At 40.2% G+C, this 22,127-nt stretch carries 20 protein-coding genes; 10 read left to right on the top strand and 10 right to left on the bottom strand.

Annotated features, from left to right (window positions below; all coding sequences use genetic code 11):
* Positions 1-254 precede the first annotated feature (254 nt).
* Entirely contained in the window at positions 255-1,418 is a 1,164-nt protein-coding gene (locus NO346_RS12095; protein WP_256415313.1) for an acyl-CoA dehydrogenase family protein, read from the top strand.
* A gap of 93 nt (positions 1,419-1,511) precedes the next feature.
* Positions 1,512-2,684, top strand: coding sequence for an acyl-CoA dehydrogenase family protein (locus NO346_RS12090; protein ID WP_256415312.1), 1,173 nt, complete (start codon positions 1,512-1,514; stop codon positions 2,682-2,684).
* Between the two features lie 55 nt (positions 2,685-2,739).
* On the opposite strand, the gene NO346_RS12085 is transcribed toward NO346_RS12090, so the two are convergent.
* The 3 genes from NO346_RS12085 to NO346_RS12075 all read right to left on the bottom strand — a co-directional run bounded on the left by NO346_RS12085 (position 2,740) and on the right by NO346_RS12075 (position 4,818).
* Positions 2,740-3,477 (bottom strand): hypothetical protein, encoded by a 738-nt coding sequence (locus tag NO346_RS12085; RefSeq protein WP_256415311.1) that lies wholly within the window; start codon positions 3,475-3,477, stop codon positions 2,740-2,742.
* 17 nt (positions 3,478-3,494) lie between these two features.
* Positions 3,495-4,112: a hypothetical protein gene (locus tag NO346_RS12080; RefSeq protein ID WP_256415310.1), complete on the bottom strand. Its 618-nt coding sequence runs from the start codon at positions 4,110-4,112 to the stop codon at positions 3,495-3,497.
* A 106-nt stretch (positions 4,113-4,218) separates the two neighbouring features.
* Positions 4,219-4,818 (bottom strand): TetR/AcrR family transcriptional regulator, encoded by a 600-nt coding sequence (locus NO346_RS12075; protein ID WP_005162369.1) that lies wholly within the window; start codon positions 4,816-4,818, stop codon positions 4,219-4,221.
* 194 nt (positions 4,819-5,012) lie between these two features.
* On the opposite strand from NO346_RS12075, the gene NO346_RS12070 reads away from it, so the two are divergent.
* The 7 genes from NO346_RS12070 (at position 5,013) to NO346_RS12040 (ending at position 16,862) form a co-directional block, all read left to right on the top strand.
* Positions 5,013-6,818, top strand: coding sequence for an acyclic terpene utilization AtuA family protein (locus tag NO346_RS12070; RefSeq protein WP_256415309.1), 1,806 nt, complete (start codon positions 5,013-5,015; stop codon positions 6,816-6,818).
* A 17-nt stretch (positions 6,819-6,835) separates the two neighbouring features.
* Positions 6,836-7,756, top strand: a complete 921-nt coding sequence (locus NO346_RS12065) for an SDR family oxidoreductase (RefSeq protein ID WP_256415308.1) — start codon at positions 6,836-6,838, stop codon at positions 7,754-7,756.
* A gap of 3 nt (positions 7,757-7,759) precedes the next feature.
* On the top strand, positions 7,760-9,373 hold the full coding sequence (locus NO346_RS12060) for an acyl-CoA carboxylase subunit beta (protein WP_256415307.1): 1,614 nt from the start codon (positions 7,760-7,762) through the stop codon (positions 9,371-9,373).
* A gap of 69 nt (positions 9,374-9,442) precedes the next feature.
* The gene (locus NO346_RS12055; protein WP_256415306.1) at positions 9,443-10,603 is read left to right on the top strand and encodes an acyl-CoA dehydrogenase family protein; all 1,161 of its coding nucleotides are present in this window, start codon (positions 9,443-9,445) and stop codon (positions 10,601-10,603) included.
* Between the two features lie 402 nt (positions 10,604-11,005).
* Complete coding sequence (locus tag NO346_RS12050; protein WP_256415305.1) at positions 11,006-13,858, top strand: HD domain-containing phosphohydrolase; 2,853 nt, start codon at positions 11,006-11,008, stop codon at positions 13,856-13,858.
* 233 nt (positions 13,859-14,091) lie between these two features.
* Complete coding sequence (locus NO346_RS12045) at positions 14,092-14,916, top strand: enoyl-CoA hydratase/isomerase family protein (RefSeq protein ID WP_256415304.1); 825 nt, start codon at positions 14,092-14,094, stop codon at positions 14,914-14,916.
* A complete protein-coding gene (locus NO346_RS12040; protein WP_256415314.1) occupies positions 14,916-16,862 on the top strand; it encodes an acetyl/propionyl/methylcrotonyl-CoA carboxylase subunit alpha in 1,947 nt (648 codons plus the stop codon). The genes NO346_RS12045 and NO346_RS12040 overlap by 1 nt, the downstream gene beginning before the upstream one ends.
* A gap of 108 nt (positions 16,863-16,970) precedes the next feature.
* Here the strand turns inward: NO346_RS12040 and NO346_RS12035 are convergent, their stop codons facing one another.
* The 7 genes from NO346_RS12035 to NO346_RS12005 all read right to left on the bottom strand — a co-directional run bounded on the left by NO346_RS12035 (position 16,971) and on the right by NO346_RS12005 (position 21,595).
* Positions 16,971-17,390, bottom strand: a complete 420-nt coding sequence (locus NO346_RS12035) for a roadblock/LC7 domain-containing protein (RefSeq protein WP_256415303.1) — start codon at positions 17,388-17,390, stop codon at positions 16,971-16,973.
* Between the two features lie 22 nt (positions 17,391-17,412).
* Positions 17,413-17,955, bottom strand: coding sequence for an ATP/GTP-binding protein (locus tag NO346_RS12030; protein WP_087535628.1), 543 nt, complete (start codon positions 17,953-17,955; stop codon positions 17,413-17,415).
* A gap of 8 nt (positions 17,956-17,963) precedes the next feature.
* The gene (locus NO346_RS12025; protein ID WP_256415302.1) at positions 17,964-18,923 is read right to left on the bottom strand and encodes a hypothetical protein; all 960 of its coding nucleotides are present in this window, start codon (positions 18,921-18,923) and stop codon (positions 17,964-17,966) included.
* A 146-nt stretch (positions 18,924-19,069) separates the two neighbouring features.
* Positions 19,070-19,429 (bottom strand): roadblock/LC7 domain-containing protein, encoded by a 360-nt coding sequence (locus NO346_RS12020; RefSeq protein WP_256415301.1) that lies wholly within the window; start codon positions 19,427-19,429, stop codon positions 19,070-19,072.
* A gap of 395 nt (positions 19,430-19,824) precedes the next feature.
* Positions 19,825-20,484: a hypothetical protein gene (locus tag NO346_RS12015; RefSeq protein WP_256415300.1), complete on the bottom strand. Its 660-nt coding sequence runs from the start codon at positions 20,482-20,484 to the stop codon at positions 19,825-19,827.
* A 17-nt stretch (positions 20,485-20,501) separates the two neighbouring features.
* Positions 20,502-20,927 carry a ClpXP protease specificity-enhancing factor gene (locus NO346_RS12010; RefSeq protein ID WP_004664913.1) on the bottom strand — a complete coding sequence of 142 codons (426 nt, stop codon included), beginning with the start codon at positions 20,925-20,927 and terminating at the stop codon, positions 20,502-20,504.
* An 11-nt stretch (positions 20,928-20,938) separates the two neighbouring features.
* On the bottom strand, positions 20,939-21,595 hold the full coding sequence (locus NO346_RS12005) for a glutathione S-transferase N-terminal domain-containing protein (RefSeq protein ID WP_256415299.1): 657 nt from the start codon (positions 21,593-21,595) through the stop codon (positions 20,939-20,941).
* Positions 21,596-21,721: 126 nt separating this feature from the next.
* Between NO346_RS12005 and NO346_RS12000 the strand changes: the two genes are divergently transcribed.
* Entirely contained in the window at positions 21,722-22,054 is a 333-nt protein-coding gene (locus NO346_RS12000; protein ID WP_256415298.1) for a hypothetical protein, read from the top strand.
* Positions 22,055-22,127 lie beyond the last annotated feature (73 nt).

Below are 22,127 nucleotides of genomic sequence, written 5' to 3'. Positions count from 1 at the left end.
CACTTGCCATGTGAGAGTAAGTCATCGCCAGCTTTTAAATCTAAACACCCCTAACCTAACGGTTAGGGGTGTTTTTTTTGGCAAAGAGTTTTATATTATGAATGATTCTTTGTAGGAAGTTAAAGTAATCGAACCAATTGAATATTTTTTTAATTTTAAATTTTCCCAAGCGCTTGCTTGGTTTTTGTGGTTTTGATACCTTAGTGCTCACTAAATACTCGAAAACAATGATCAATAATTATTAGGAAGCAAGCATGCTACTCAACCCTTTATATTACACCGAGCAACATTTAGCCTTTGCTGAGAGTGTTAGGCGCTTTACTGAAAAGGAAATTAGTCCTTTTATCAATGAGTGGGATGAAGCGGAAACCTTTCCGAGAGAACTTTATAAAAAGGCTGCTGATATTGGCTTGCTTGGTGTTGGCTTTGATGAAAATTATGGTGGTATTGCGGGAACGGATGCATTTTATACTCTGCTTGCCTCAGTGGAGTTGGCGAAGTGCGCATCAGGTGGTTTGGCTGCATCATTGCTTTCACATACGATTGGAACACCACCAATTCAGCATTTTGCTCAAGAAGAGGTCAAGGCTGAAGTTTTACCACAAATTTTGTCAGGAGAGAAAATCTCTGCATTAGCAATTACTGAACCTAGCGGTGGTTCGGATGTTGCGGCTTTAAAAACCAAAGCGGTTCGAGATGGTGACGATTATATTGTCAGTGGTGAAAAGACCTTTATTACATCGGGTATTCGAGCAGATTATTATTCAGTAGCAGTACGTACTGATCCTGATGCTAAGGGGGCTAATGGTATTTCAATGCTGTTGATTGATGCGCATAGTGAAGGCATTAGAAAATCAAAGTTAGATAAAATGGGGTGGTGGGCATCTGATACCGCGCATTTGCACTTTGATAGTGTACGAGTGCCAGCCAAAAATTTACTTGGTGCCGAAAATATGGGCTTCTTTGCCATTATGAACAACTTTAACATGGAGCGATTTTTTCTTGCAGCCAGTAGCTATGGTTATGCATTAGTTTGCTATGAAGAAGCTTTGGATTGGGCTAAACAGCGACAAACTTTTGGTAAACGCTTAATTGATCATCAAGTTGTTCGTCATAAGCTAGTAGATATGGCGACACGTTTAACTTCAACTCGTGCGTTATTGGAAGATACAGCCTATCGTTTAGGAAAACCAGAATTGCAGGGTAATGAACTGATTGCACAAATTTGCATGCTTAAAAATGTAGCAACACAAACCATGCAATTTTGTGCTGATGCTGCCGTTCAGACTTTAGGAGGGATGGGTTTTATGCGTGGCACAAAATCTGAACGTATCTATCGTGAAGTGAAAGTGAATATGATTGGTGGTGGTGCAGAGGAAATTATGAAAGACCTTGCCAGCCGCCAACTCGGTTATTAAGCGAAATTTTAAGACTTTAAACCATGATGAGATTGGTCTAAAGCCGTATTTATAAAAGAACAACTCGTTAAATAATAATTTAGGAAGAATAGCATGGATGGCTTATCACTTAACCCGATTTATTACACAGCAGAACATCGAGCTTTTGCAGACAGTGTCAAACGTTTTGTAGAAAAAGAAATTTCACCTTATGTGAATGAATGGGATGAGGCAGGAATATTTCCACGAGAACTTTATCAAAAGGCTGCAAGTGTTGGTTTAATGGGTCTCGGCTATGATGCTGAACATGGTGGCATTCCCGATGCAGATGCCTTTTATGTCATGTTGGCAGCAATTGAGATGGCAAAAGCTGGATCTGGTGGTGTGCATATTTCGCTTATGATCCATAGCATTGGAAAACCACCCATTCATCATTTTGCTCAACCTGAGATTCGTAATGAAGTTATGCCACAGATTATTGCAGGTGAAAAAATATCAGCCTTGGCAATTACAGAGCCTAGTGGCGGTTCTGATGTCGCTTCAATTAAAACCAAAGCAGTTCGAGAAGGAGACCATTATATTTTAAATGGTGAAAAGACCTTTATTACCTCAGGGATTCGTGCTGATTATTATACGGTTGCTGTAAAGACGGATCAGCAAGCACAAGGCGCCAAAGGTATTTCTATGTTACTGGTCGATGCAAATAGCAAGGGAATAACCAAATCACCTTTACAGAAAATGGGTTGGTGGGCATCAGACACAGCGCATTTGCATTTTGACAATGTCCAAGTCCCAGTTAGTCATTTGTTGGGTGAGGAAAATGCTGGTTTTAAAGTCATTATGAATAACTTTAATATGGAGCGTTTTTGGCTAGCAGCGATGGCATATGGTTATGCCTTGGTCTGTTATGAGGAAGCCTTAGATTGGGCAAAACAGCGTCAAACTTTTGGAAAGCGCTTGGTGGATCATCAGGTGGTTCGCCACAAACTTGTAGATATGACAACTCAATTGACTACAACACGAGCATTATTAGAAGATACAGCTTATCGAATGGGACAAAAACAGTTACAAGGGGCAGACCTCATTGCACAAATTTCGATGTCAAAAAATGTAGCGACTCGTACCATGCAATTTTGTGCGGATGCGGCTGTGCAAACTTTGGGTGGAATGGGTTTTATGCGTGGAACGAAATCCGAACGAATTTATCGTGAAGTCAAAGTGAATATGATTGGTGGTGGTGCTGAAGAAATCATGAAAGATTTGATTAGTAAGCAGCTAGGCTATTAATACTTTTATGACGAATAAAAAGTGCGGTTAATTTCCGCACTTTTTATTTTCAAATTTATTCTAGTTCAGCTAATTTTTCTAAAGAGATTTGGCGGATTTCAAATATAGGTTGTTTCAAAAATGAGTTCAAAGTTTTTATATCGATAAATTTTATATTATCTAAGGCAATACCTTGGATACTGTTTTTTTCAGCATCGTAACGAATATCTGGAGTTTGTTCGATAAATTGTTTGAATAACAGCGGACTGTCGCTTAATTCTGCAAGAGGTTTGTCCATTAAAGCTTCAAACGCATAGTCCATCGCATAAATATTGGCTTCCCACGACACATCACTAAAATTTTCATCTTGGCTAGAAATAATGCTGCCAGTTTCATAGCCACTAAAATAGTCTTCTTCAGAGTTGATCCAGAGTACATAGCAGGGCTGTGATGCATCAACTTCTAATAATTGGTACCAGACAATACCTGAGATTTTAGCAAATTCAAAAGCATCATCTTCATTCAGTTTAGGAATTTCACCATCATCTATATTAAAAGTTTTTCCTGTTTTTTCTAAAATTAAAGCTTCAAGTTTTTCGTAGATTTCATCATCTGCTTCACCATTGCCAATGTCATAGTTACATAGTTCATCATAGTATAAGCCTTCGACGACTAGTGATTTGTATGCCTTTTCAGCTTCAGCTTTATCTGTATAAATCTGCTTGATCGCCCCAGTTGAAACACAATTGGTCAGATGCCATTCATCATTATAGGCAAAGTCATTTTGACGAATCACGTATTGGATATTGCTCATTTTTATTTCCCCTTAAATTAAGCGATTTTCATTTTTAAGTCTTGCAGTTTGGCTGCGCTTTGCGGGACGGCCATTCCATTGTCCATCCAGAGTTCAAAACGCATTGGATTGAAAAAGAAGTCTGGACTAATATCAAAATCAATAAATTTAGCTTCGCTTTTTCCCATCATGGGAAGAATGGTATTGATAAACCAACTATTGTGAGTGATCAGTAAAGATTTTAGTTGTCCTGTCACTGATAATGGCGAGAGTAGTGTTGCTGATAGCTTTGGGTTATCAATCACATCTGAGTGGAATTTTTCGAGGCGTTTAGCCAGTCCATCTGTAGGAATATCCTGCATGGCTGCAACAAAATCGCCAATCGTTGGAATGAAGCGGTGGTGGAAATCCACCAGTAAATGATCTTTTTCGCAAAGGTCTTTGACCTCGATACTTTTGCCAGCACTATTTTCGAAGTGATGTCCAAAGATTGGAATAATCACTTCCTGAACCCCCCAAAAGGTATGCAGGATACGATGGCGGTTATCGGTACAAAGCATTTTGGTGCTGTCAATCAAAGCATGAATATCAATATAATCTTCAAGCTCGCCCCCACGACGTTTTACTGAAATATTGGCATGTTGGACTGGATTCATGGCATTATTATTCTGCTGTTATATTGCTTGCAGATTAACAAAGAATTTTTACAATAGAAATACCATGATTGGGTGGAACGTTAAGTTATGTCGTCTCATATCTTACTTATTTTAAAGCCATTTCCCAAACCATTTCAGTCAGCTCATCCACTTTGACTTTACCTTCAGGTCTGTACCAAGTCACCGACCAAGAAATAGAACCACCAATCAATCGACGCCAAATAAATGCATCATGTTTAACTTTGCCTTGATCACGTAATTTTTCAATCACATTCAGCCAAACTTGCTCATATTCATTACGCATCTTTAGAAGATAGTCTTGTTTCTCTTTGGAGAGGGCAAACCATTCATGAACGAGTACGGCCATTGCTGCACCTGTATCCCCAGTAATCGAAATCAGTTCAGCTTTGATTAAATCACGTAATTGTTGTTCTGGCTCATTTGAACGTTCAGCCGCTTCTTTAAGCCGTACAAAGTTATAAATAATGGTTTGTTCCATGACAGTCGCTAAAATTTCATCTTTACTTTTGAAATGATGGAATAAGCTACCTGACTGGATACCAATAAATTCACCTAATTGGCGAACCGTGGTTTTGTCATAACCTTGTTTATAAAATAAATAAGCAGCACCAAGCAGCAAACGCCCACGTGGGCTATCGTCAAAACATACAATTTTAGGTATTTGCTCAATTGAAGTTGCGATCATGCCAGTCCGTCTATCCTATTAAATCTAGTGAGCATTGTAACAAAATTCATTTCATGAATTGTCTTATCTTTTTATAACAAGCATTTGCTTGAGTTTGTCTATTTTTGCCAATACAGCATATCATTATGTCCTTTGCAAACCAAGCACTTGCTTGGTAATGTTGGAGCAACTTAGAAATAATAATGAGAAAACTCATGGCAAGCGTCAAGCAGGATGATCAGAAGCTAATCAAAATTGGGTGTGCATCAGGCTTTTTGGGGGATACCAACACAGCCGCATTTCAGTTGGTCCATCTGAGTGATATTGATTATCTGGTTTTTGATTATCTGTCAGAAATTACCATGTCGATCATGGCAAAGGCAATGATGACTGATCCAAATCATGGTTATGCATTGGATTTTGTTAGCCGAGTGATGGCACCACTGATTAATAAAATTGCTGAGAAAAAAATCAAAGTCATTAGTAATGCTGGCGGTGTTAATCCTTTAGCGTGTCGTGATGCCTTACAAAAAATAATTGATGAAAAAGGCTTGGATTTAAAAGTTGCTGTGGTACTTGGGGATGATGTGTTACCCAAACATGCTGAATTACTGAAACAAAATGTTCAGGAAATGTTTAATGGTGATGCTTTACCACACCATGTAGCCAGCAGTAATGCCTATTTAGGGGCGATTGCGATCCGTGATGCCTTGGATTTAGGTGCGGATATTGTGATTACGGGGCGTGTAGTTGATTCGGCTGTGGTACTTGCGCCATTACTGCATGAATATCAATGGTCACTGGATGATTATGATAAGTTGGCTCAAGGCTCATTAGCAGGGCATGTGATTGAATGTGGTGCTCAATGTACAGGTGGTAATTTTACCGATTGGCGTTTAGTACAAGGCTTTGACAATATGGGCTTTCCAATTGTAGAAGTCAGTGCCGATGCTTCCTTTATTGTGACTAAACCACAAGGCACAGGTGGCTTGGTTTCAACAGCAACAGTCGCAGAACAAATTGTTTATGAGATTGGTAATCCTCAAGCTTATTTACTTCCTGATGTGACGGCTGATTTTAGCCAAGTTCATGTAGAGCAAATCGGTGAAGATCGAGTAAAAGTAACAGGTGCAATAGGTCGTGCACCAACGCGGCAATATAAAGTCAGTGCTACCTATGCGGATGGTTATCGTGTTTTAGTGAGCTTCTTAATTGCAGGTCGTGAAGCACCTGAAAAAGCGCAAACTATTGCCGATGCGATTCTAAATAAATGCGAACGTGTATTGGCTTTACGTTCAATTCCGCCATTTAGTGAAAAATCGGTGGAGATTCTGGGTATCGAAAGTACCTATGGCCCGCATGCCAGAGTGAAAGATAGCCGTGAAGTGGTCGTCAAGATTGCTGTGAAACACATGTTTAAAGAAGCCTGTATGTTCTTTGCTTCGGAAATTGCACAGGCATCTACAGGTATGGCACCTGCATTAGCGGGGATTGTTGGTGGTCGTCCTAAAGCTTCGGCAGTGGTGAAGCTTTTCTCTTTCTTAATTGATAAAGATCAAATCAAGGTTGAGGTGGATTTTGCAGGGCAACGTCATCCAGTTCAGATTCCAACAGGCTTAGCTCCACAAGATATTAACGTGCATTCAGTGGGTGAAGTTGCAATCTATCAAGGTGATGAAATTGAAGTGCCGTTAATTGAAGTGGCACATGCGCGCAGTGGCGACAAGGGTAATCATAGCAATATTGGGGTGATTGCCCGTAAAGCAGAATATCTACCTTGGATTCGGGCAGCACTGACAGAAGCCAATGTTGCAGACTATATGCAGCATGTACTTGATCCTGAAAAATCAAAAGTGATTCGTTATGAATTGCCAGCCATGAATGCACTGAATTTTATGTTGGAAAATGCATTGGGTGGCGGCGGGATTGCAAGTTTGCGGATTGATCCGCAAGGTAAGGCTTTTGCACAGCAGCTATTAGATATGCCAGTCAAAGTACCAGCACAACTGTTAGAAAAATAAGTAAGGATGTAAATCAAATGAGTTATCAATCAATTTTCAGGGCAGATGCATTTGCTGACAAACTGATTGTCGTGACAGGCGGAGGTTCTGGTATTGGTCGTTGTACCGCACACGAATTGGCTTCTTTGGGCGCTCAGGTGGTGATCACTGGCCGCAAAATTGAAAAGTTAGAAAAAGTCAGCCAAGAAATTTTAGAAGATGGTGGCAAAGCCCATTTTATCGTCTGCGATAACCGTGATGAAGAACAAGTCAAAAACATGATTGCTGAAGTGATTGAAAAATTTTGTAAGCTAGATGGTCTGGTCAATAACGCAGGTGGGCAATTTCCATCTGCACTTGAAAGTATTTCTGCCAATGGCTTTGATGCAGTGGTGCGTAATAACCTGCATGCAACTTTTTACCTGATGCGTGAAGCCTATAACCAATGGATGGCAAAACACGGCGGTAGCATTGTCAATATGGCTGCTGATATGTGGGGCGGCATGCCAGGAATGGGACATTCTGGTGCAGCACGTTCAGGTGTGGATAACCTAACCAAAACCGCTTCAGTCGAGTGGGGACGTTCAGGTGTTCGGGTTAATTGTGTCGCGCCGGGTTGGATTATTTCTTCTGGTATGGATAACTACAGTGGTGACTTTGCCAAATTTATTATTCCAAGTTTGGCAGGCAATGTGCCCTTAAAACGAATGGGTACAGAGTCGGAAATTTCTTCAGCGATTTGTTATTTACTCTCTGATGCTGCTGCATTTGTTTCTGGGGTGACATTAAGAGTTGATGGCGCTGCTTCACAAGGAACACGGATGTATCCGTTAGCAGATGCAACCAATAGCCAGTCTTTTAATGGCTTCCATCGTGCATTTATTCCTGATGTACTCAAAGATCAGATTGAAAAAGCAGAACAACAATCTGCCCAAGCGCAAGATGCAAACAAGGATTAAATTATGACTATTCTTCAATCTGAAATTGCAGTCGGTAGTGAACAATATCAACAAAATAGAGATGCTTTATTAAACCAAATTGCAGAGGTGCGTGCCGTACAGCAAAAAGGTATTGATAAGTCTTATGCAGCAAAACCGAAGTTTGATAAGAAAGGCAAAATTCTTCCACACGAACGTGTACGTTTACTTCTCGATGCTGATTCACCTTTTGTGGAGTTATGCGGTCTCGTTGGCTACAACATGCATGATGATAAAGATGGCTCTGAAGCGGGTGGGGGTATTATCGCGGGAATTGGTTTTGTCAGTGGCGTTCGTGCTTTGGTCACTGCCAGTAATAGCGCAATCAAAGGCGGCACCATGTCACCGATGGGGGTGCAAAAAACCTTACGTTTGCAAAAGATTGCGCTTGAGCAAAAATTGCCGATTGTGACATTGACCGAAAGTGGTGGCGCAAATTTAAACTATGCAGCCGAAGTGTTTACTTATGGCGGTATGACTTTTGCCAATCAGGCACGAATGTCTGCGGCAGGGATTCCGCAGATATCTGTTGTACATGGTAATGCCACCGCAGGTGGGGCATATCAACCAGGTTTATCTGACTATGTGATTGCCGTGCGTAAGCAAACCGAAATGTTATTGGCTGGTCCCCCATTATTGTTAGCAGCAACAGGTGAAGTGGCAACGGCTGAGGAACTCGGTGGTGCTGAAATGCATACTCAGGTTTCTGGTGTAGCTGAATATCTGGCTGAAAATGATGCTGATGGCATTCGTATTGCTCGTGAAATTTTTGAGCATTTGAACTGGAAAGAACAAACCAAAAGTCTCGATCAGGATTATAAAGAACCTCGTTACTCAGCCGAGGAATTGTTAGGCATTATTCCGCAAGATCCGAAGCAACCTTTGGATATGAAAGAAATTGTGGCGCGGATTATTGATGATTCAGACTTTTTAGAATTTAAACAAGAATATGATGCGCTTACTGTTTGCGGTTGGGCAAAAATGGGTGGGGTACATATTGGAATTATCACCAATAATGGCCCCATCACACCACAAGGTGCAGTGAAAGCCGCACAGTTTATTCATCTTTGTGAACAAACCCAACGACCACTTTTATTCTTGCATAACACCACGGGTTTTATGGTCGGAACGGATGCTGAACAAAACGGCATTATTAAACATGGTTCTAAGCTGATCCAAGCAGTTGCCAACGCGACTGTACCCAAAATTTCGATCATTGTTGCTGGTTCTTATGGAGCAGGTAACTATGCCATGTGTGGACGTAGTTTATCGCCAAACTTTATTTTTGCATGGCCAAATTCACATGTGGCGGTGATGGGTTCAGCACAGGCAGGAAAAGTGTTGCGTATCGTGGCTGAAGGGAAGCAAAAAGCTTCAGGTATGGAGCCGAATCCACAAATGTTGGATTTTTTAGAACAAAGTACGTCGATGAAATTGGAACAGCAATCGACCGCTTTATTTAATACAGCGATGTTACATGATGACGGCATTATCGATCCTAGAGATACGCGTAAAGTATTGATCTTCCTGTTACAGACCATTTATGAAGCACAGCAACGTGAGTTAAATCCAACGCGTTTTGGTGTGTCTAGATTTTAATTTTTAATACCCGCATCCTAGCCTTCTCCCTGAGGGAGAGGGGAAAAACAATTTTTAAGGAAAAAAATAATGAAATTTACCGCAGAGCATGAAGCATTACGCCGTACCGCACGTCAGTTTGTAGAAAACGAACTTAATCCGTTTATTCCAGAATGGGAAGCTGCGGGACGTTTTCCGATCCATGACGTCTTTAAGAAAATGGCAGATTTAGGCTTGCTAGGTATTTGTAAGCCCGAAGAAAACGGCGGCTTGGGTTTAGATTATTCGTATAACCTCGTGGTGGCAGAAGAATTAGGACGTGCAGCATGTGGTGGTGTGCCTCTAGCGATTGGGGTACAAACTGATATGGCAACACCTGCACTTGCTCGTTTTGGTAGTAAAGAACTGAGAGAAGAGTTTCTGAATCCTGCGATTCGTGGTGAATATGTGGCATCAATTGCAGTTTCAGAAGTGCATGCTGGTTCAGATGTTGCAGCGGTTAAAACCACCGCAAAAAAAGATGGTGATGATTATGTGATTAATGGCAGCAAAATGTGGATTACTAATTCACTGCAAGCGGACTTCTTCTGCTTACTTGCCAATACCTCTGACGACAAACCACACGTCAATAAATCAATGATTATTGTTCCTGCGAAGACTGCAGGCATTAGTTTCTCAGAACCACTGAATAAGCTAGGAATGCGCTCCACCACAACGGCTCAAGTTTATTTCGATAACGTTCGTGTACCACAGCGCAATCTGGTGGGTGCTGAGGGTATGGGCTTCATGATGCAGATGATGCAGTTTCAGGAAGAACGTATGTGGGCATGTGCAAATGCTGTCGGTGGTTTGGAAAATGTGATTCAACAAACCATTGATTACACGAAAGAACGGACGACATTTGGTCAGCCACTCATCAATAATCAATATGTGCATTTCCGTTTTGCTGAATTGATGACTGAAGTTGAAGCGCTAAAAGCACTTACTTATCAAGCTTGTGAACAACACATTGCTGGTGAAAATGTCACCATGATCGCTTCGATGGCAAAGCTCAAAGCAGGGCGCTTAACTCGAGAAGTGGCGGATAGCTGCCTACAATATTGGGGTGGAAATGGCTTTATGTGGGAGAACCCTGCATCACAGTTGTATCGTGATGGACGTTTAGGTTCCATTGGTGGTGGTGCAGATGAAATCATGCTCGGAATTATCTGTAAATTGATGGATATCTTGCCGAAGAAGCAGAAAGGGTGATCTAAAGTTAATTTATATTTTAGCTATGTCTAAATCTTCCCTGAGATGCGGCTTAAGCATCGTGGTAGGGAGGATTTAGAAAGGTAAAATTAAAAATGCTGAAAGATTGGTATACATCAAGTGGCTAAAGTGTGGCTTTGCATTATCCCGATAATAAAACGAAATATTTTACCTATAACAATAATTGTAAAATCTTTATAAAAACATCAATATTTATTTGATATCAATTATTTAATTTTTTCAATTCATCGCAATTTTTTCCCTCTGGATTGTCATGTTCAGGGTATTCACTTATGATGTTTGTGATGACCTACCAAAATAGAATATTATACAAATACCCAGAATATTTAAAAAAATATTGGCCTTTTGTCGTGTGCAACATACAACACATGGAACAAAGATATGCAAAGCATAATGCAGCGGCTCCAACATAAATGGCGTATTCGCATGGTGATGACCATGATGATGATCATTGCCATCACATTGACATCCGTCACTTTTACAACAGTTAACTGGTTTGAAGCAAAGACTTTGCTTCTGGATGCCGCAACTAGCAAGGCGGAAATGACCAGTCAAATCACGGAACAAAAAGTACAACAAATTATTGATCCTGCTGAAGCATTGCTGCGCGTTCTGGCTTTTGATCCTGTGGTTGAAGCCAGCACATTGCCCCAGCGGTTGCAACGCCTAGAGGCCTTTACTACCAATTTGTATGCCAATCCATTATTAACGGCTGTGTATATTGGCTATGATAATGGTGATTATTTTCTGGTGAGTCCATTAACCAAGGCGACATTACGTCAGAGCTATCGCGCACCAGAACAGGCAAAATACGTGGTTCGCACATTGTTGGGACAGGTAGGAGAAAAGCGTACACACCAACTTTTATTCTATGATCAGCAGCTCAACTTGATTGAGCAACGTATAGATCCAGACTATGTGTATGATCCTCGGCAACGTCCCTGGTATAACAATGCGCTTGCCACCACAGATGTTGCCATTTCAAAACCCTATATTTATGCAGATACACCTTTGATGGGTGTAACACTTTCCATGCGCAGTAGTAATCCACATGCGATTGTTGCGATGGATTTACCCTTAAATGGAATTAAGGATGCACTGCAACAATTGAGTATTACCCCCCATAGTCAAATTGCATTGGTGGATAGTCAGGGTGGAGTGATTGGGGTCAATATGGGTTCAGCTATTGATCAAGCCACATCCAACACACAAGCCCCTGCACTGCAACATTTGGAAAACACAGCCTTATTACAGTTGTGGCAGTTACCATCACAAACTCAGGTGATGACCTATCAGGCTGATGATCAACAATGGTTTGGGCGAAAGATTGAACTTGCCCAATATCGTGAACTGGGGCTACAGCTATTGGTTGCCATTCCAAGTCAAGAGCTACTCAAGGATTTGCCTGTTTATCGCCGCCAGATGATTGGGATTGCGATTGTTTTGGGGATGCTGCTTCTTGCTTTGGGGGCATGGCTTGGTCATCGTATTGGCCAGATTATTGAACAGCATATTCGCCGTGTTCGCCAGATGTCACATTTTGATTTTAGTCGTCCTAGCCCTGAGTTTAGTTTGTTGTATGAATCCTATCAATTGACGGATGTTACGGATGATGTGAGCCGTACCATGGAAGCATTGTTAAAAATTAGTCAGGTACTGCAAGCTGAACCACAGATTGATACCATGCTGAATAAAGTGCTTCGGTTGTTTGTAGAGGCCGTTCGTTGTGATAGTGGCGCAGTGTATCTTTACCAGTCAAAAGATAACAGTTGGCAAAAAAATGCCGCCTATGGACGACAAGATCAGGTGGATGCCGTTGCGGCACAATTGGGTAACATTGAGAATCAGCAGCCCAACCGCCATGCCCTGTGTCAGGCCTTTGCCATACGCGGGCGTGATGGACACATTTTGGGTTATGTGATTTTAGAGCATAAAGGTGATCATGAACATACGTCACAAAACTTCCTGATTTTTAGTGAACGGTTAACTGGAATGTTGGCAATTCCAATTGAAACCAGGCAATTGATTGAATCACAAAAAGCGCTTCTGGAGGCTTTTATTCTGGTTCTTGCCGATGCGATTGATACTAAGAGTGCCCATACAGGAGGCCATTGTCGTCGTGTGCCCAAACTGGCAATGATGATTGTGGATCACTTGTCAGCAGAAACAGAAGGGCAATATGCTGATTTCCATTGCAATGCGGATGATCGTGAAGCTTTCCGTCTGGCAGCATGGCTACATGACTGTGGTAAGATTACCACGCCTGAACATATTATTGACAAAGCCACCAAACTGGAAACCTTGTACAACCGTATCCATGAAATCCGTACCCGTTTTGAAGTGTTATATCGGGATGCCGAGATAGCGTGTCTAAAGGCACAACTGACAGGAACAGAACAGGCATGTGCGGAAGCCCAGCGTGATGCACAGTATGCGCAACTACAGGATGATTTTGCCTTTATTGCCAAATGCAATATTGGAGGGGAGTTTTTAAGTGATGAGACGATTTTACGTTTAGAACAGATCGGGCAGCGAACATGGTTACGTCATTTTGATAACCGTCTTGGGCTATCGCTACTGGAACAGTCACTTTATCATCATCCTGCGCCGCCACTCCCCGTACAGGAGCGACTATTGGCAGATAAACCTGAGCATATCGTTGCATGGGATGAAAATTATAAACCCCATGTAGAGCGGGATGATCCATTAAACATGCATGGTTTTGACATGCAACTTCCACATTACCAAAGAAATACTGGGGAAATTTATAATCTTAGTATTCGCCGAGGGACACTGACCAGCGAAGATCGTTTTGCCATTAACAATCATATCGTCCAGACCCTGATTATGCTGACCAAATTACCTTGGCCCAAGCATTTGCAGCGTATTCCCGACCTTGCCACTAACCATCATGAACGTATGGATGGACAGGGTTATCCAAGACGCTTACAAGCGGCACAAATGTCTGTTGAGGAGCGTGTTCTGGCATTGGCCGATGTTTTTGAGGCGCTCACTGCCGCGGATCGTCCTTACAAATCTGCCAAAACCATTTCTGAGTCGCTGATGATCATGGCAAAAATGTGTCAGGAAAATCATCTTGACCGTACACTGTTTATCTATTTTGTCCAAAGTCGTTTATGGCTGGATTATGCCCAACAGTTTATTCCACCTCATCAAATTGATGAGGTAGATATAGACGCTGTGGTGCGTACAGCCAAAGCTAATCACGCATGATAATGCTTATTTTACAAACCAAGCACTTGCTTGGTTTGTAAAGTGGGGATATATTGTGAAACATGGCTGGGTTGTGTGAGGGGCTGAGGTCATGGTCATCTGGGTTATAACAATGTCATATGTTGGGCAAGGATCTTTGATCCAGGTAATGCTGCCCCTGTGATCATATGGTTGCGTATGATGTTGATCCTGTATAGCTAACCTGTGATTAAGAATGAAAAATTAGGAATAAAATGAGTAATCTGGATACTTTACAAGTGGATGACAGCATCCAGCTTGAACGACAAGGCAGTATTTTAACGCTATGGCTGAACCGACCGGAAAGCCGTAATGCCATGAGTCTCAACATGGTCAATGCCATTCAGCAGGTCTTTGCTCATATTGCCGAAGATAGCTCGATTCGTGCCGTAATCCTGCGTGGAAAAGGCGGGCATTTCTGTGCAGGTGGTGATATTAAAGATATGGCAACTTTGCGTGTTGAAGCGGCCAATGTAGGTAGCTTGCAACCCTATGTGGATTTTAACCGCCGTTTTGGCGCCATGATTGAGCAAGTTGATCAAGCTCCGCAAACGGTTGTTGCAATTTTAGAAGGAGCCGTGCTCGGTGGTGGTTTTGGCTTAGCTTGTGTCTCTGATATAGCGATTAGTCGTGATAATGCTCAGTTTGGCTTACCTGAAACAGGGCTTGGGGTATTACCTGCACAAATTGCACCATTTGTGGTGAAACGGATTGGGTTGACCCAAGCGCGTCGTTTGGCATTGTTAGGTTCACGTTTTAATGGTGAGACTGCGCAGAAGTTAGGTGTGATACATGAAGTTGTACGTGATGATATTGAGCTTGAGCAATTGCTTGCTGATACCATTCAACAGATCAAACGTGCTGCGCCGTTGGCATCTCGAAACACCAAAGCATTGCTACATCGAACTTTAAATGAGCCTCTAGATTCTTTACTGGATGCTGCTGCACAGCAGTTTGCTCAAGCCGTTGGTGGGGCAGAGGGGCAGGAAGGCACGATGGCCTTTATTCAAAAACGTTTGCCAAATTGGACTGAGCAATGATGAAATTTTCAAAAGTTTTAGTCGCAAATCGTGGTGAAATCGCAGTTCGTGTGATGCAAACGGCCAAAGCAATGGGCTATCAGACCGTTGCTGTGTATTCAGATGCCGATGAAAATGCACGCCATGTTCAAGTTGCCGATGAGGCGGTTTATATCGGGCCATCTAAAGTTTCAGAATCTTATTTGTCGATCACCAATATCATTGAAGCCTGCAAAAAGACAGGCGCAGATGCGGTCCATCCTGGTTATGGTTTCTTGTCTGAAAATACCGATTTTGCCCAAGCTTGTAGCGACAACGGTATCACCTTTATTGGGCCAAACGCTGCTGCGATTCATCTCATGGGCAGTAAGCGTTTATCTAAAATTGCCATGATTGATGCAGGTGTACCGTGTGTACCTGGTTATGAGGGTGATCAGCAAGAGATTGAATACTTGGCTGAGCAAGCGGAAAAAATTGGTTTTCCATTGATGGTCAAAGCATCTGCTGGTGGTGGTGGACGTGGTATGCGTTTGGTACACCAGTCGGCTGATTTGTTGGAAGCCTTAAAAACCGCACGTTCAGAGGCCGAAAATGCCTTTGGTTCAGGTGAATTAATTATTGAAAAAGCGGTGATCGCACCTCGTCATGTAGAGATCCAAGTGTTTGGTGACACACATGGCAATTATGTTTATTTGTTTGAAAGAGATTGCTCAATTCAACGCCGTCATCAAAAAGTGGTGGAAGAAGCACCATGCCCAGTAATGACATCTGAGTTACGCCAAAAAATGGGAGAGGCTGCGGTGGCGGCAGCAAAATCCTGTGATTATATCGGCGCAGGTACGGTTGAATTTTTACTGGATCAGTCTGGCGAATTTTATTTCCTTGAAATGAATACTCGTTTACAAGTTGAGCATCCTGTGACAGAAATGATTACGGGACTAGATTTGGTCGAGTGGCAACTGCGTGTCGCCAATGGTGAAACTTTACCCTTGCAGCAGCATGAACTTAGTTTAAGTGGCCATGCGATTGAAGTACGCTTATATGCCGAAGACCCACGTCAGGACTTCTTGCCACAAACGGGAAAAGTATTACGTTGGCAGCCTGCGGCGTTGCCTAATGTCCGTATTGATCATGGCATGTTAGAGGCGGGTGAAATTAGCCCATTCTATGATCCGATGGTGGCGAAGGTGATTGCTTATGGCAAAACTCGTCAGGATGCGATTCGTCTATTAGCACGTGCTGTTGATGATTGTGTATTGCTTGGTGTAAATAGCAATAAACAATTTTTGGTAAATTTATTGCGCCATCCTATTATTGTGGCGGGTGATACCAATACTGCATTTATCCAGCAGCATTTTCAGGATGATGTCAGCCTGCATCAACAGGTTCCAACCCTTGAAAGTTTAGCGATTGCAGCAACACTATTTGCGCAACACAAAGCTTCAAAAACAGCATGGCAAACAGGTATTGCAACACCGCTACCATTAAAGTTGAAATGTGCAGATCAACAATTGTTACTACAAGTCGAGATGGATCAGCAGCAAGTCACCGTGCGATTATGTGATCAACACTGTACGATTCAGGTCGTAGAAATAACTAATACTCAGATCATCTATAAGGTTGATGGTGTGCGCCGTAAATTGAGTTATGTACTTGATCAAAACCAACTCTACTTAGATGCAGCAAACGGTAATTTAGTGATTGAAAATATCACCTATGCTGCACCTGAAGCTGCTGAAGTGGTAGGGGATGGTAAAATCCGTGCGCCGATGGATGGGGCGATTGTGAATCTATTGGTTAATGCTGGAGACGCTGTTGTTAAGGGGCAAACCTTATTGATCTTGGAGGCCATGAAAATCCAGCAACAAATCAAGTCGGATGTTGACGGCGTGGTAGATGAGTTGATTGGTCAAATTGGACAACAAGTGAAAAAACGACAATTATTATTAAATGTCGCGATTGCATAAAATGTGTAAATTAAAAAGCTAGGTTCCACGCCTCGCTTTTTAATAGTTTTTCAACTGAGACCAATGAGTGTGTTGAATTTCCTTTCGGATTAATCAATGAGTTAAGGATTATGTTTGATCAGCGGCTACAATCGCTGCACTAGCCTGTTTTAAGCTATAAAGTAATTGTCCTAAAAGAACGTCTTTATTACTTAATGTCACCATCACCATCGGATGGTGTGGTGCAGGAATCGAAGTTAGGATTGCTTTACCATTTTCAGCATCAAGCGTGATACTCTGACATCCAGTTAAATGAATTTCATTTAAAAATGCACTAACCATTGCTAAAATTGAACTACTTACAGCAGCAAGCTTGGTACTGTTATAAGGATTCTTCTTATAAACGGAAGCCAGTTCAAATCCATCCGTAGAACAAAGCATAATGTAATCAATACCCCGAATGTTCATTAAAATATCATTGGCCTGAGCTTTCGCCATTTGAATAAGTTCTTTGGGTGCTGTACGTTGTTGGCTTGGGATACTGAACATAATTCTTCTCTTTATGAAGTGATTAATTTGTTGCTCTTAAATTGACTTCTAATGCCGCGATGAGTGATTCAATCATGAGCAGAACATGCTCCTGTTTACGCGCATCAATAAAAAACAGGGGATATTGATACTCATTCTGGATCAGCCACTCCCGATAAATGGAAGTTGGCTGACCTTTGTTCTCATCAATATGAGTAATACCAATTGATATATTTTTTGTATAGTCTTTAAATGTATCTAAATACCCTTCAAGTTCATCAAGTGGGAGTTTACTATTATGATCTATTAAAATAATAACACCAAGAGCACCTTGGCAAATCACTGGCCATATAAAATCAAAACGGGTTTGACCTGGTGTGCCATATAGTCCGATTTTGACACCATCATCTAAGGTAATTTCACCATAATCAATGCCAACCGTAGTTTGCATTTTATTATGAGCCTGGCTATCTGTATTGAATGCCTCAGTTGCGAGTACTGGAACTTCAGAAAGTGATCTTATCGCTTCAGTTTTTCCAGCACCCATACTTCCAGCAAATACAATCTTATATTGTTGTAAAATCATATAATTCCTTAAAGCCCAAATCGGCGTCTAATTTTGCCGAAAAATTTATTAAAAAAGTTGTGTTCTTCAACAGGCTGTTCGGCTGCTTCTGATTTCAAATAATGACTTTCTGTTGCTGGAATAATGTCTCCATTATTTGAAATGATGCAGGCAGCAATAAATTGTTGAACCGTTTGAATTGGGATTTTTAATTGCGTTGCCACTTGTGAAAGTTGAGCTCCTTGTATAAAACATGCTGAAAGCAAAAGTATAATTTTTCGATCCGCACTTTGACTAGGTTGAGGCCAATGTTCAATTTTAAAATATTCATTTTCATTCGGCGCAAGTCTTTGAAACTCTAAAGAATGCCAAAATAAATTCCATAACCAGTCCTGTAAATTATATTCAACTTTACGAGAAACCTTAATAAAATCAGATGTAGTAGCAAATTTATAGTTAAAACTATGATTTGTTTGTGTATTTAGTCGAGTTGGTTCTAACCATGCAATCTGACTACGCGTATCAATGATCGCTAAAGTCCCATGATCATCAAAAAGATGAAGACGAGCATTTTCAGGGTTTAGCATATCCTTTAAAAACTTTTCACTTACAGGGTTGTGATTAGGTAGAAAATCATTTTTAGGTTGTTGATTAGAAATATAACTTAGTAATCTAAGCTGTATCCAATTCTTTAAGGCATCCGTTTGTTGAAAGGGAAGGTAGAGTGTGTTGTCCTCGTCGATTTGGCAAGAACCTTGCCCCTTAGAAATTTTTAAACATGGTAATTGTTTTTGTTGAATAATACGTTGGATACCTTCAGTATCAAAAAAATTTTCATTTATTAATAATAAATCGAGATTTGGGTCTGAAATATTGATCCAGTTGATGCCAAATTCATGAGGTATTGTTTTTCTAAGTTCTATTTTTAGTTCATCTGAAACTTTTAAACTTATACCTGAAATTGCGATATTAATGCAATGTCCATTCATAGTATCACTTTAATGTTTTATAAAATATTGCATTGAACGAAATTATACTTTTACTTAAGAATGATAAAAGACCTCTTACATAATTCTAATTTTTATAATTAAAATAAATATAAGAAGTCTAATTTAAAAAAAACTTAAGATTTTAATTAAGCAAAGTCTAATTCTTTTTCGAACGTTTTTAATTCGTGGCGTGCCATTGCTAAGTTTGATTTGCTACGATCTAATACAAGGTAAAGAAATAAATTTCCGTTACTCTCTAATGGTCGAATTAGGTGATATGCTTTACCAAGTGTAATTAGAATATCTTCAATGTCATCATTAAGTTTGAGTGAGTTTGCAACACGACGTTTTGCTCGAACAACCTCAGTGTTACCCGCAGCCGCCAATTCTAAATCAAGTGCGCCCCCGCCTTGAGTTGCCAGCGCCAAACCGCTTTCTGTATCTACCAACGCTGCTGCAACGAAACCATCAATATTTGTTAAGCTTTCTAATGAAATTTTAGCCATGATTTTATCTCTACTTAATACATCTTGTTTATGAATTTATATTCCCTACTTTTGCTTTTGATTCGTTTTCAAAAGTAGATAACCTTATTATAGGAAACTCTTTTATTAAATCAATAATACTTTAAAAGTGTTGAAATCACAGGAGTGCTAATAATTGACAATTTTTGTCAAATAAACAACTTAAAATACCAATTAAAGATAATAATCTAAATTTAATGTGATTTTTTTCACGATAATATTGTATTTTAAATTATCTTCCTAGATGTAGATAAATGTAAATAAATGTAAACATTTTTCTTGTTAAACTGTATTAAAACATATTTTATGAAATTTAAATTTACTATAAGTGTATGATAAAGAAAGTTTTTAAACTTTCTTTATCAATTTTTGTGCAATTAGTGTGCAAGTAATTGACTGTAAGAACAATACATGAATAGTAAAATGACCAATGCAATGAGTGGGGAAAGCAGATATGACCAGACTGGAATATTTGGCTGTTCAACCTCAATTTCTTCAGTGTGATGGATGCTAGGTTGTGCTTGATGAACCATTTGATTGAACTCCTGCATGGTGGCTTCCAGTGAAATATCTTGCTGCTCAACGGGCTTGGAACCTTTAAGTTCAGTAAGCTGGTTGGTTGACCAAACCCAGTCTTCTGCTTTTCCAGATAGATGTTCTATTTGGCCTAAGAGAAGCTCACTTAAACCTGTTTGACCAAAGCTACCTGTTTGGTCTAATTGATTTAATTCTGCGAATTGTAAAGTGAGTATTTCTGAAATACTTGACTCTAACTCAGAAGCGCTTAAAGCGGATTGATTATATGCAGAGGTTGTAAGATGTCTAGCTATTCCTTGGATATAAAGGGGATCAGATGTTTTTATTTCCTGATAAAGTTTTTTATTATCTTTTTTCCAAAGACTGACCAACTGTCCAAGAGCAAGCATATTCACTTCATCAATAAAATAAAGTCTTTCTTTTGATGAGTATTGATCAAAGAGCTGTGGTTTTTGAAGTTTAATTTGTTCAGAAAAGTATTGAACTAAGTCAAATGCCATCGTGCATTTCCTCGCTTTTAATCTAGAATCCTAAGAGAAGGTTTTTTCTTATTCGGTTCGGCTTCTTGCTTTTTATCTTCTATTGGAGTTTCGATAGTCTCTTGAATATCGCCATATTCGCTTGGATCAAAAAATAAACCTTGTCCATTTTCTCTAGCATAGAGCCCTAAAACAGCGCGAATAGGTACATAAATATCTTTTGCGACCCCGCCGAAACGAGCTGAAAATGAAATAGCATCATTATCCATATGAAATTGATGGATTGCATGGGGTGCCAGATTTAAAACGATTTGTCCATCTTTTACAAATTGTTGAGGAACATCGGTATGTTGTTGTGTTGCATCAACGAGTAAATAAGGCGTCAATTGGTTATCACAAATCCATTCATAAATGGCACGTGCAAGATAAGGGCGTGTGGGTGTAACATTTAATTGATCTGACATAATTTACAAGCTTATTTAATCATAGGAATTAAATCATTGTAGCTGTTTTTTTCTTGAGCTGTCATTGATTTAATGAAAGATGGGCGACTGAAAACACGATGACAATATAAAAAAATAGGTCGGCAATGTTGCGGTGGAAGTTCAATTCCCATACTTTTTAATCTAAGAAAAATTGGTGCGAGCATACAATCTAAGATTGAAAACGTCTCAGACATAAAAAAAGGAAAATGTTGGAATAATGGGGTGAGTGAAATAAGCGTATCTCTAAGTTCTTTCTGGGCTTTTTGTTTTTCTTGCGGGTTCAGCGTATCGGTATGTCTAAGCATTTGATCTACAAGCTTGAACCAATCTTGTTCAAAACGCCAAATATATTGACGTTGCTCCGCTCTGGCCATTGGAGCATCCGCATAAAGCTTATTTTGACGATAGCGATCATCCAGATATTCACTAATGATATTTGGTGAAAAAAGTTTTAGATTTTGTTCAATCAACATAGGAAGTTGATTGTAGGGGTTGAGATCAGCCAAATCTTCATCTTCATGATCAGTGATAATCAGATGATATTTGATCTGCTTTTCAGCGAGTAAAAAGCGAATCCAATGTGAGCGGAAATCATCTGCATGACTATAAAGCGTAATGCCTTGAATAGGCGTATTTTCGATGTTCATTTTCCAAAATTGAGCTGAGTCAATCGGGTAGAATACTAAAACTGAGCAGTAAAATCACGGGGACTTTAATGATATCTCTTTGATCTATAATTTTGAGTGATAAAAAATTATACTCAGATAAATTTTATGCCAATTAAAAACATGCCAAAAACAATGAAACAATTGTATTCAGCTATTCCCTGTATTGAGCAGGATCCTGAACATGTGAAAGGTGCCCAAGAATTAACATTGGATCCTGAATTTCCTGACGTTGGCTTAAAAGGCACTTTTGGTTTATTTGGTTCCGACGCGTGGATATCTAATCTCAAGAAAGGTGTAATTCCACGACAAACAATTATGGGGCGTATTGTAAGAGTTTATGCAACCAATAATATGGATGGATGCCGTAAACCAAATGTCATTGATATCAAAGTCGATGAGTCGAATGAGATTTTTATGGAATGGATGCATTTAAATTAGGACTTACGCACTATTATTTATAGATTCTCTGTGGTAGGAGATGATTTTTATCGAGAATAAAGTCATCAATGAA

Source organism: Acinetobacter sp. 5862, from assembly GCF_024494585.1.
In the GTDB taxonomy this organism is placed as follows: Bacteria; Pseudomonadota; Gammaproteobacteria; order Pseudomonadales; family Moraxellaceae; genus Acinetobacter.
This window is presented reverse-complemented; position numbering and strand designations above follow the sequence as displayed.

What these genes read in the sequence shown, in the direction of transcription:
- NO346_RS12095 (WP_256415313.1), top strand. Translation starts at nt 255, where the DNA reads ATGCTACTCAACCCTTTATATTACACCGAGCAACATTTAGCCTTTGCT.
- NO346_RS12090 (WP_256415312.1), top strand. Translation starts at nt 1,512, where the DNA reads ATGGATGGCTTATCACTTAACCCGATTTATTACACAGCAGAACATCGA.
- NO346_RS12085 (WP_256415311.1), bottom strand. Translation starts at nt 3,477, where the DNA reads ATGAGCAATATCCAATACGTGATTCGTCAAAATGACTTTGCCTATAAT.
- NO346_RS12080 (WP_256415310.1), bottom strand. Translation starts at nt 4,112, where the DNA reads ATGAATCCAGTCCAACATGCCAATATTTCAGTAAAACGTCGTGGGGGC.
- NO346_RS12075 (WP_005162369.1), bottom strand. Translation starts at nt 4,818, where the DNA reads ATGATCGCAACTTCAATTGAGCAAATACCTAAAATTGTATGTTTTGAC.
- NO346_RS12070 (WP_256415309.1), top strand. Translation starts at nt 5,013, where the DNA reads ATGGCAAGCGTCAAGCAGGATGATCAGAAGCTAATCAAAATTGGGTGT.
- NO346_RS12065 (WP_256415308.1), top strand. Translation starts at nt 6,836, where the DNA reads ATGAGTTATCAATCAATTTTCAGGGCAGATGCATTTGCTGACAAACTG.
- NO346_RS12060 (WP_256415307.1), top strand. Translation starts at nt 7,760, where the DNA reads ATGACTATTCTTCAATCTGAAATTGCAGTCGGTAGTGAACAATATCAA.
- NO346_RS12055 (WP_256415306.1), top strand. Translation starts at nt 9,443, where the DNA reads ATGAAATTTACCGCAGAGCATGAAGCATTACGCCGTACCGCACGTCAG.
- NO346_RS12050 (WP_256415305.1), top strand. Translation starts at nt 11,006, where the DNA reads ATGCAAAGCATAATGCAGCGGCTCCAACATAAATGGCGTATTCGCATG.
- NO346_RS12045 (WP_256415304.1), top strand. Translation starts at nt 14,092, where the DNA reads ATGAGTAATCTGGATACTTTACAAGTGGATGACAGCATCCAGCTTGAA.
- NO346_RS12040 (WP_256415314.1), top strand. Translation starts at nt 14,916, where the DNA reads ATGAAATTTTCAAAAGTTTTAGTCGCAAATCGTGGTGAAATCGCAGTT.
- NO346_RS12035 (WP_256415303.1), bottom strand. Translation starts at nt 17,390, where the DNA reads ATGTTCAGTATCCCAAGCCAACAACGTACAGCACCCAAAGAACTTATT.
- NO346_RS12030 (WP_087535628.1), bottom strand. Translation starts at nt 17,955, where the DNA reads ATGATTTTACAACAATATAAGATTGTATTTGCTGGAAGTATGGGTGCT.
- NO346_RS12025 (WP_256415302.1), bottom strand. Translation starts at nt 18,923, where the DNA reads ATGAATGGACATTGCATTAATATCGCAATTTCAGGTATAAGTTTAAAA.
- NO346_RS12020 (WP_256415301.1), bottom strand. Translation starts at nt 19,429, where the DNA reads ATGGCTAAAATTTCATTAGAAAGCTTAACAAATATTGATGGTTTCGTT.
- NO346_RS12015 (WP_256415300.1), bottom strand. Translation starts at nt 20,484, where the DNA reads ATGGCATTTGACTTAGTTCAATACTTTTCTGAACAAATTAAACTTCAA.
- NO346_RS12010 (WP_004664913.1), bottom strand. Translation starts at nt 20,927, where the DNA reads ATGTCAGATCAATTAAATGTTACACCCACACGCCCTTATCTTGCACGT.
- NO346_RS12005 (WP_256415299.1), bottom strand. Translation starts at nt 21,595, where the DNA reads ATGAACATCGAAAATACGCCTATTCAAGGCATTACGCTTTATAGTCAT.
- NO346_RS12000 (WP_256415298.1), top strand. Translation starts at nt 21,722, where the DNA reads ATGCCAATTAAAAACATGCCAAAAACAATGAAACAATTGTATTCAGCT.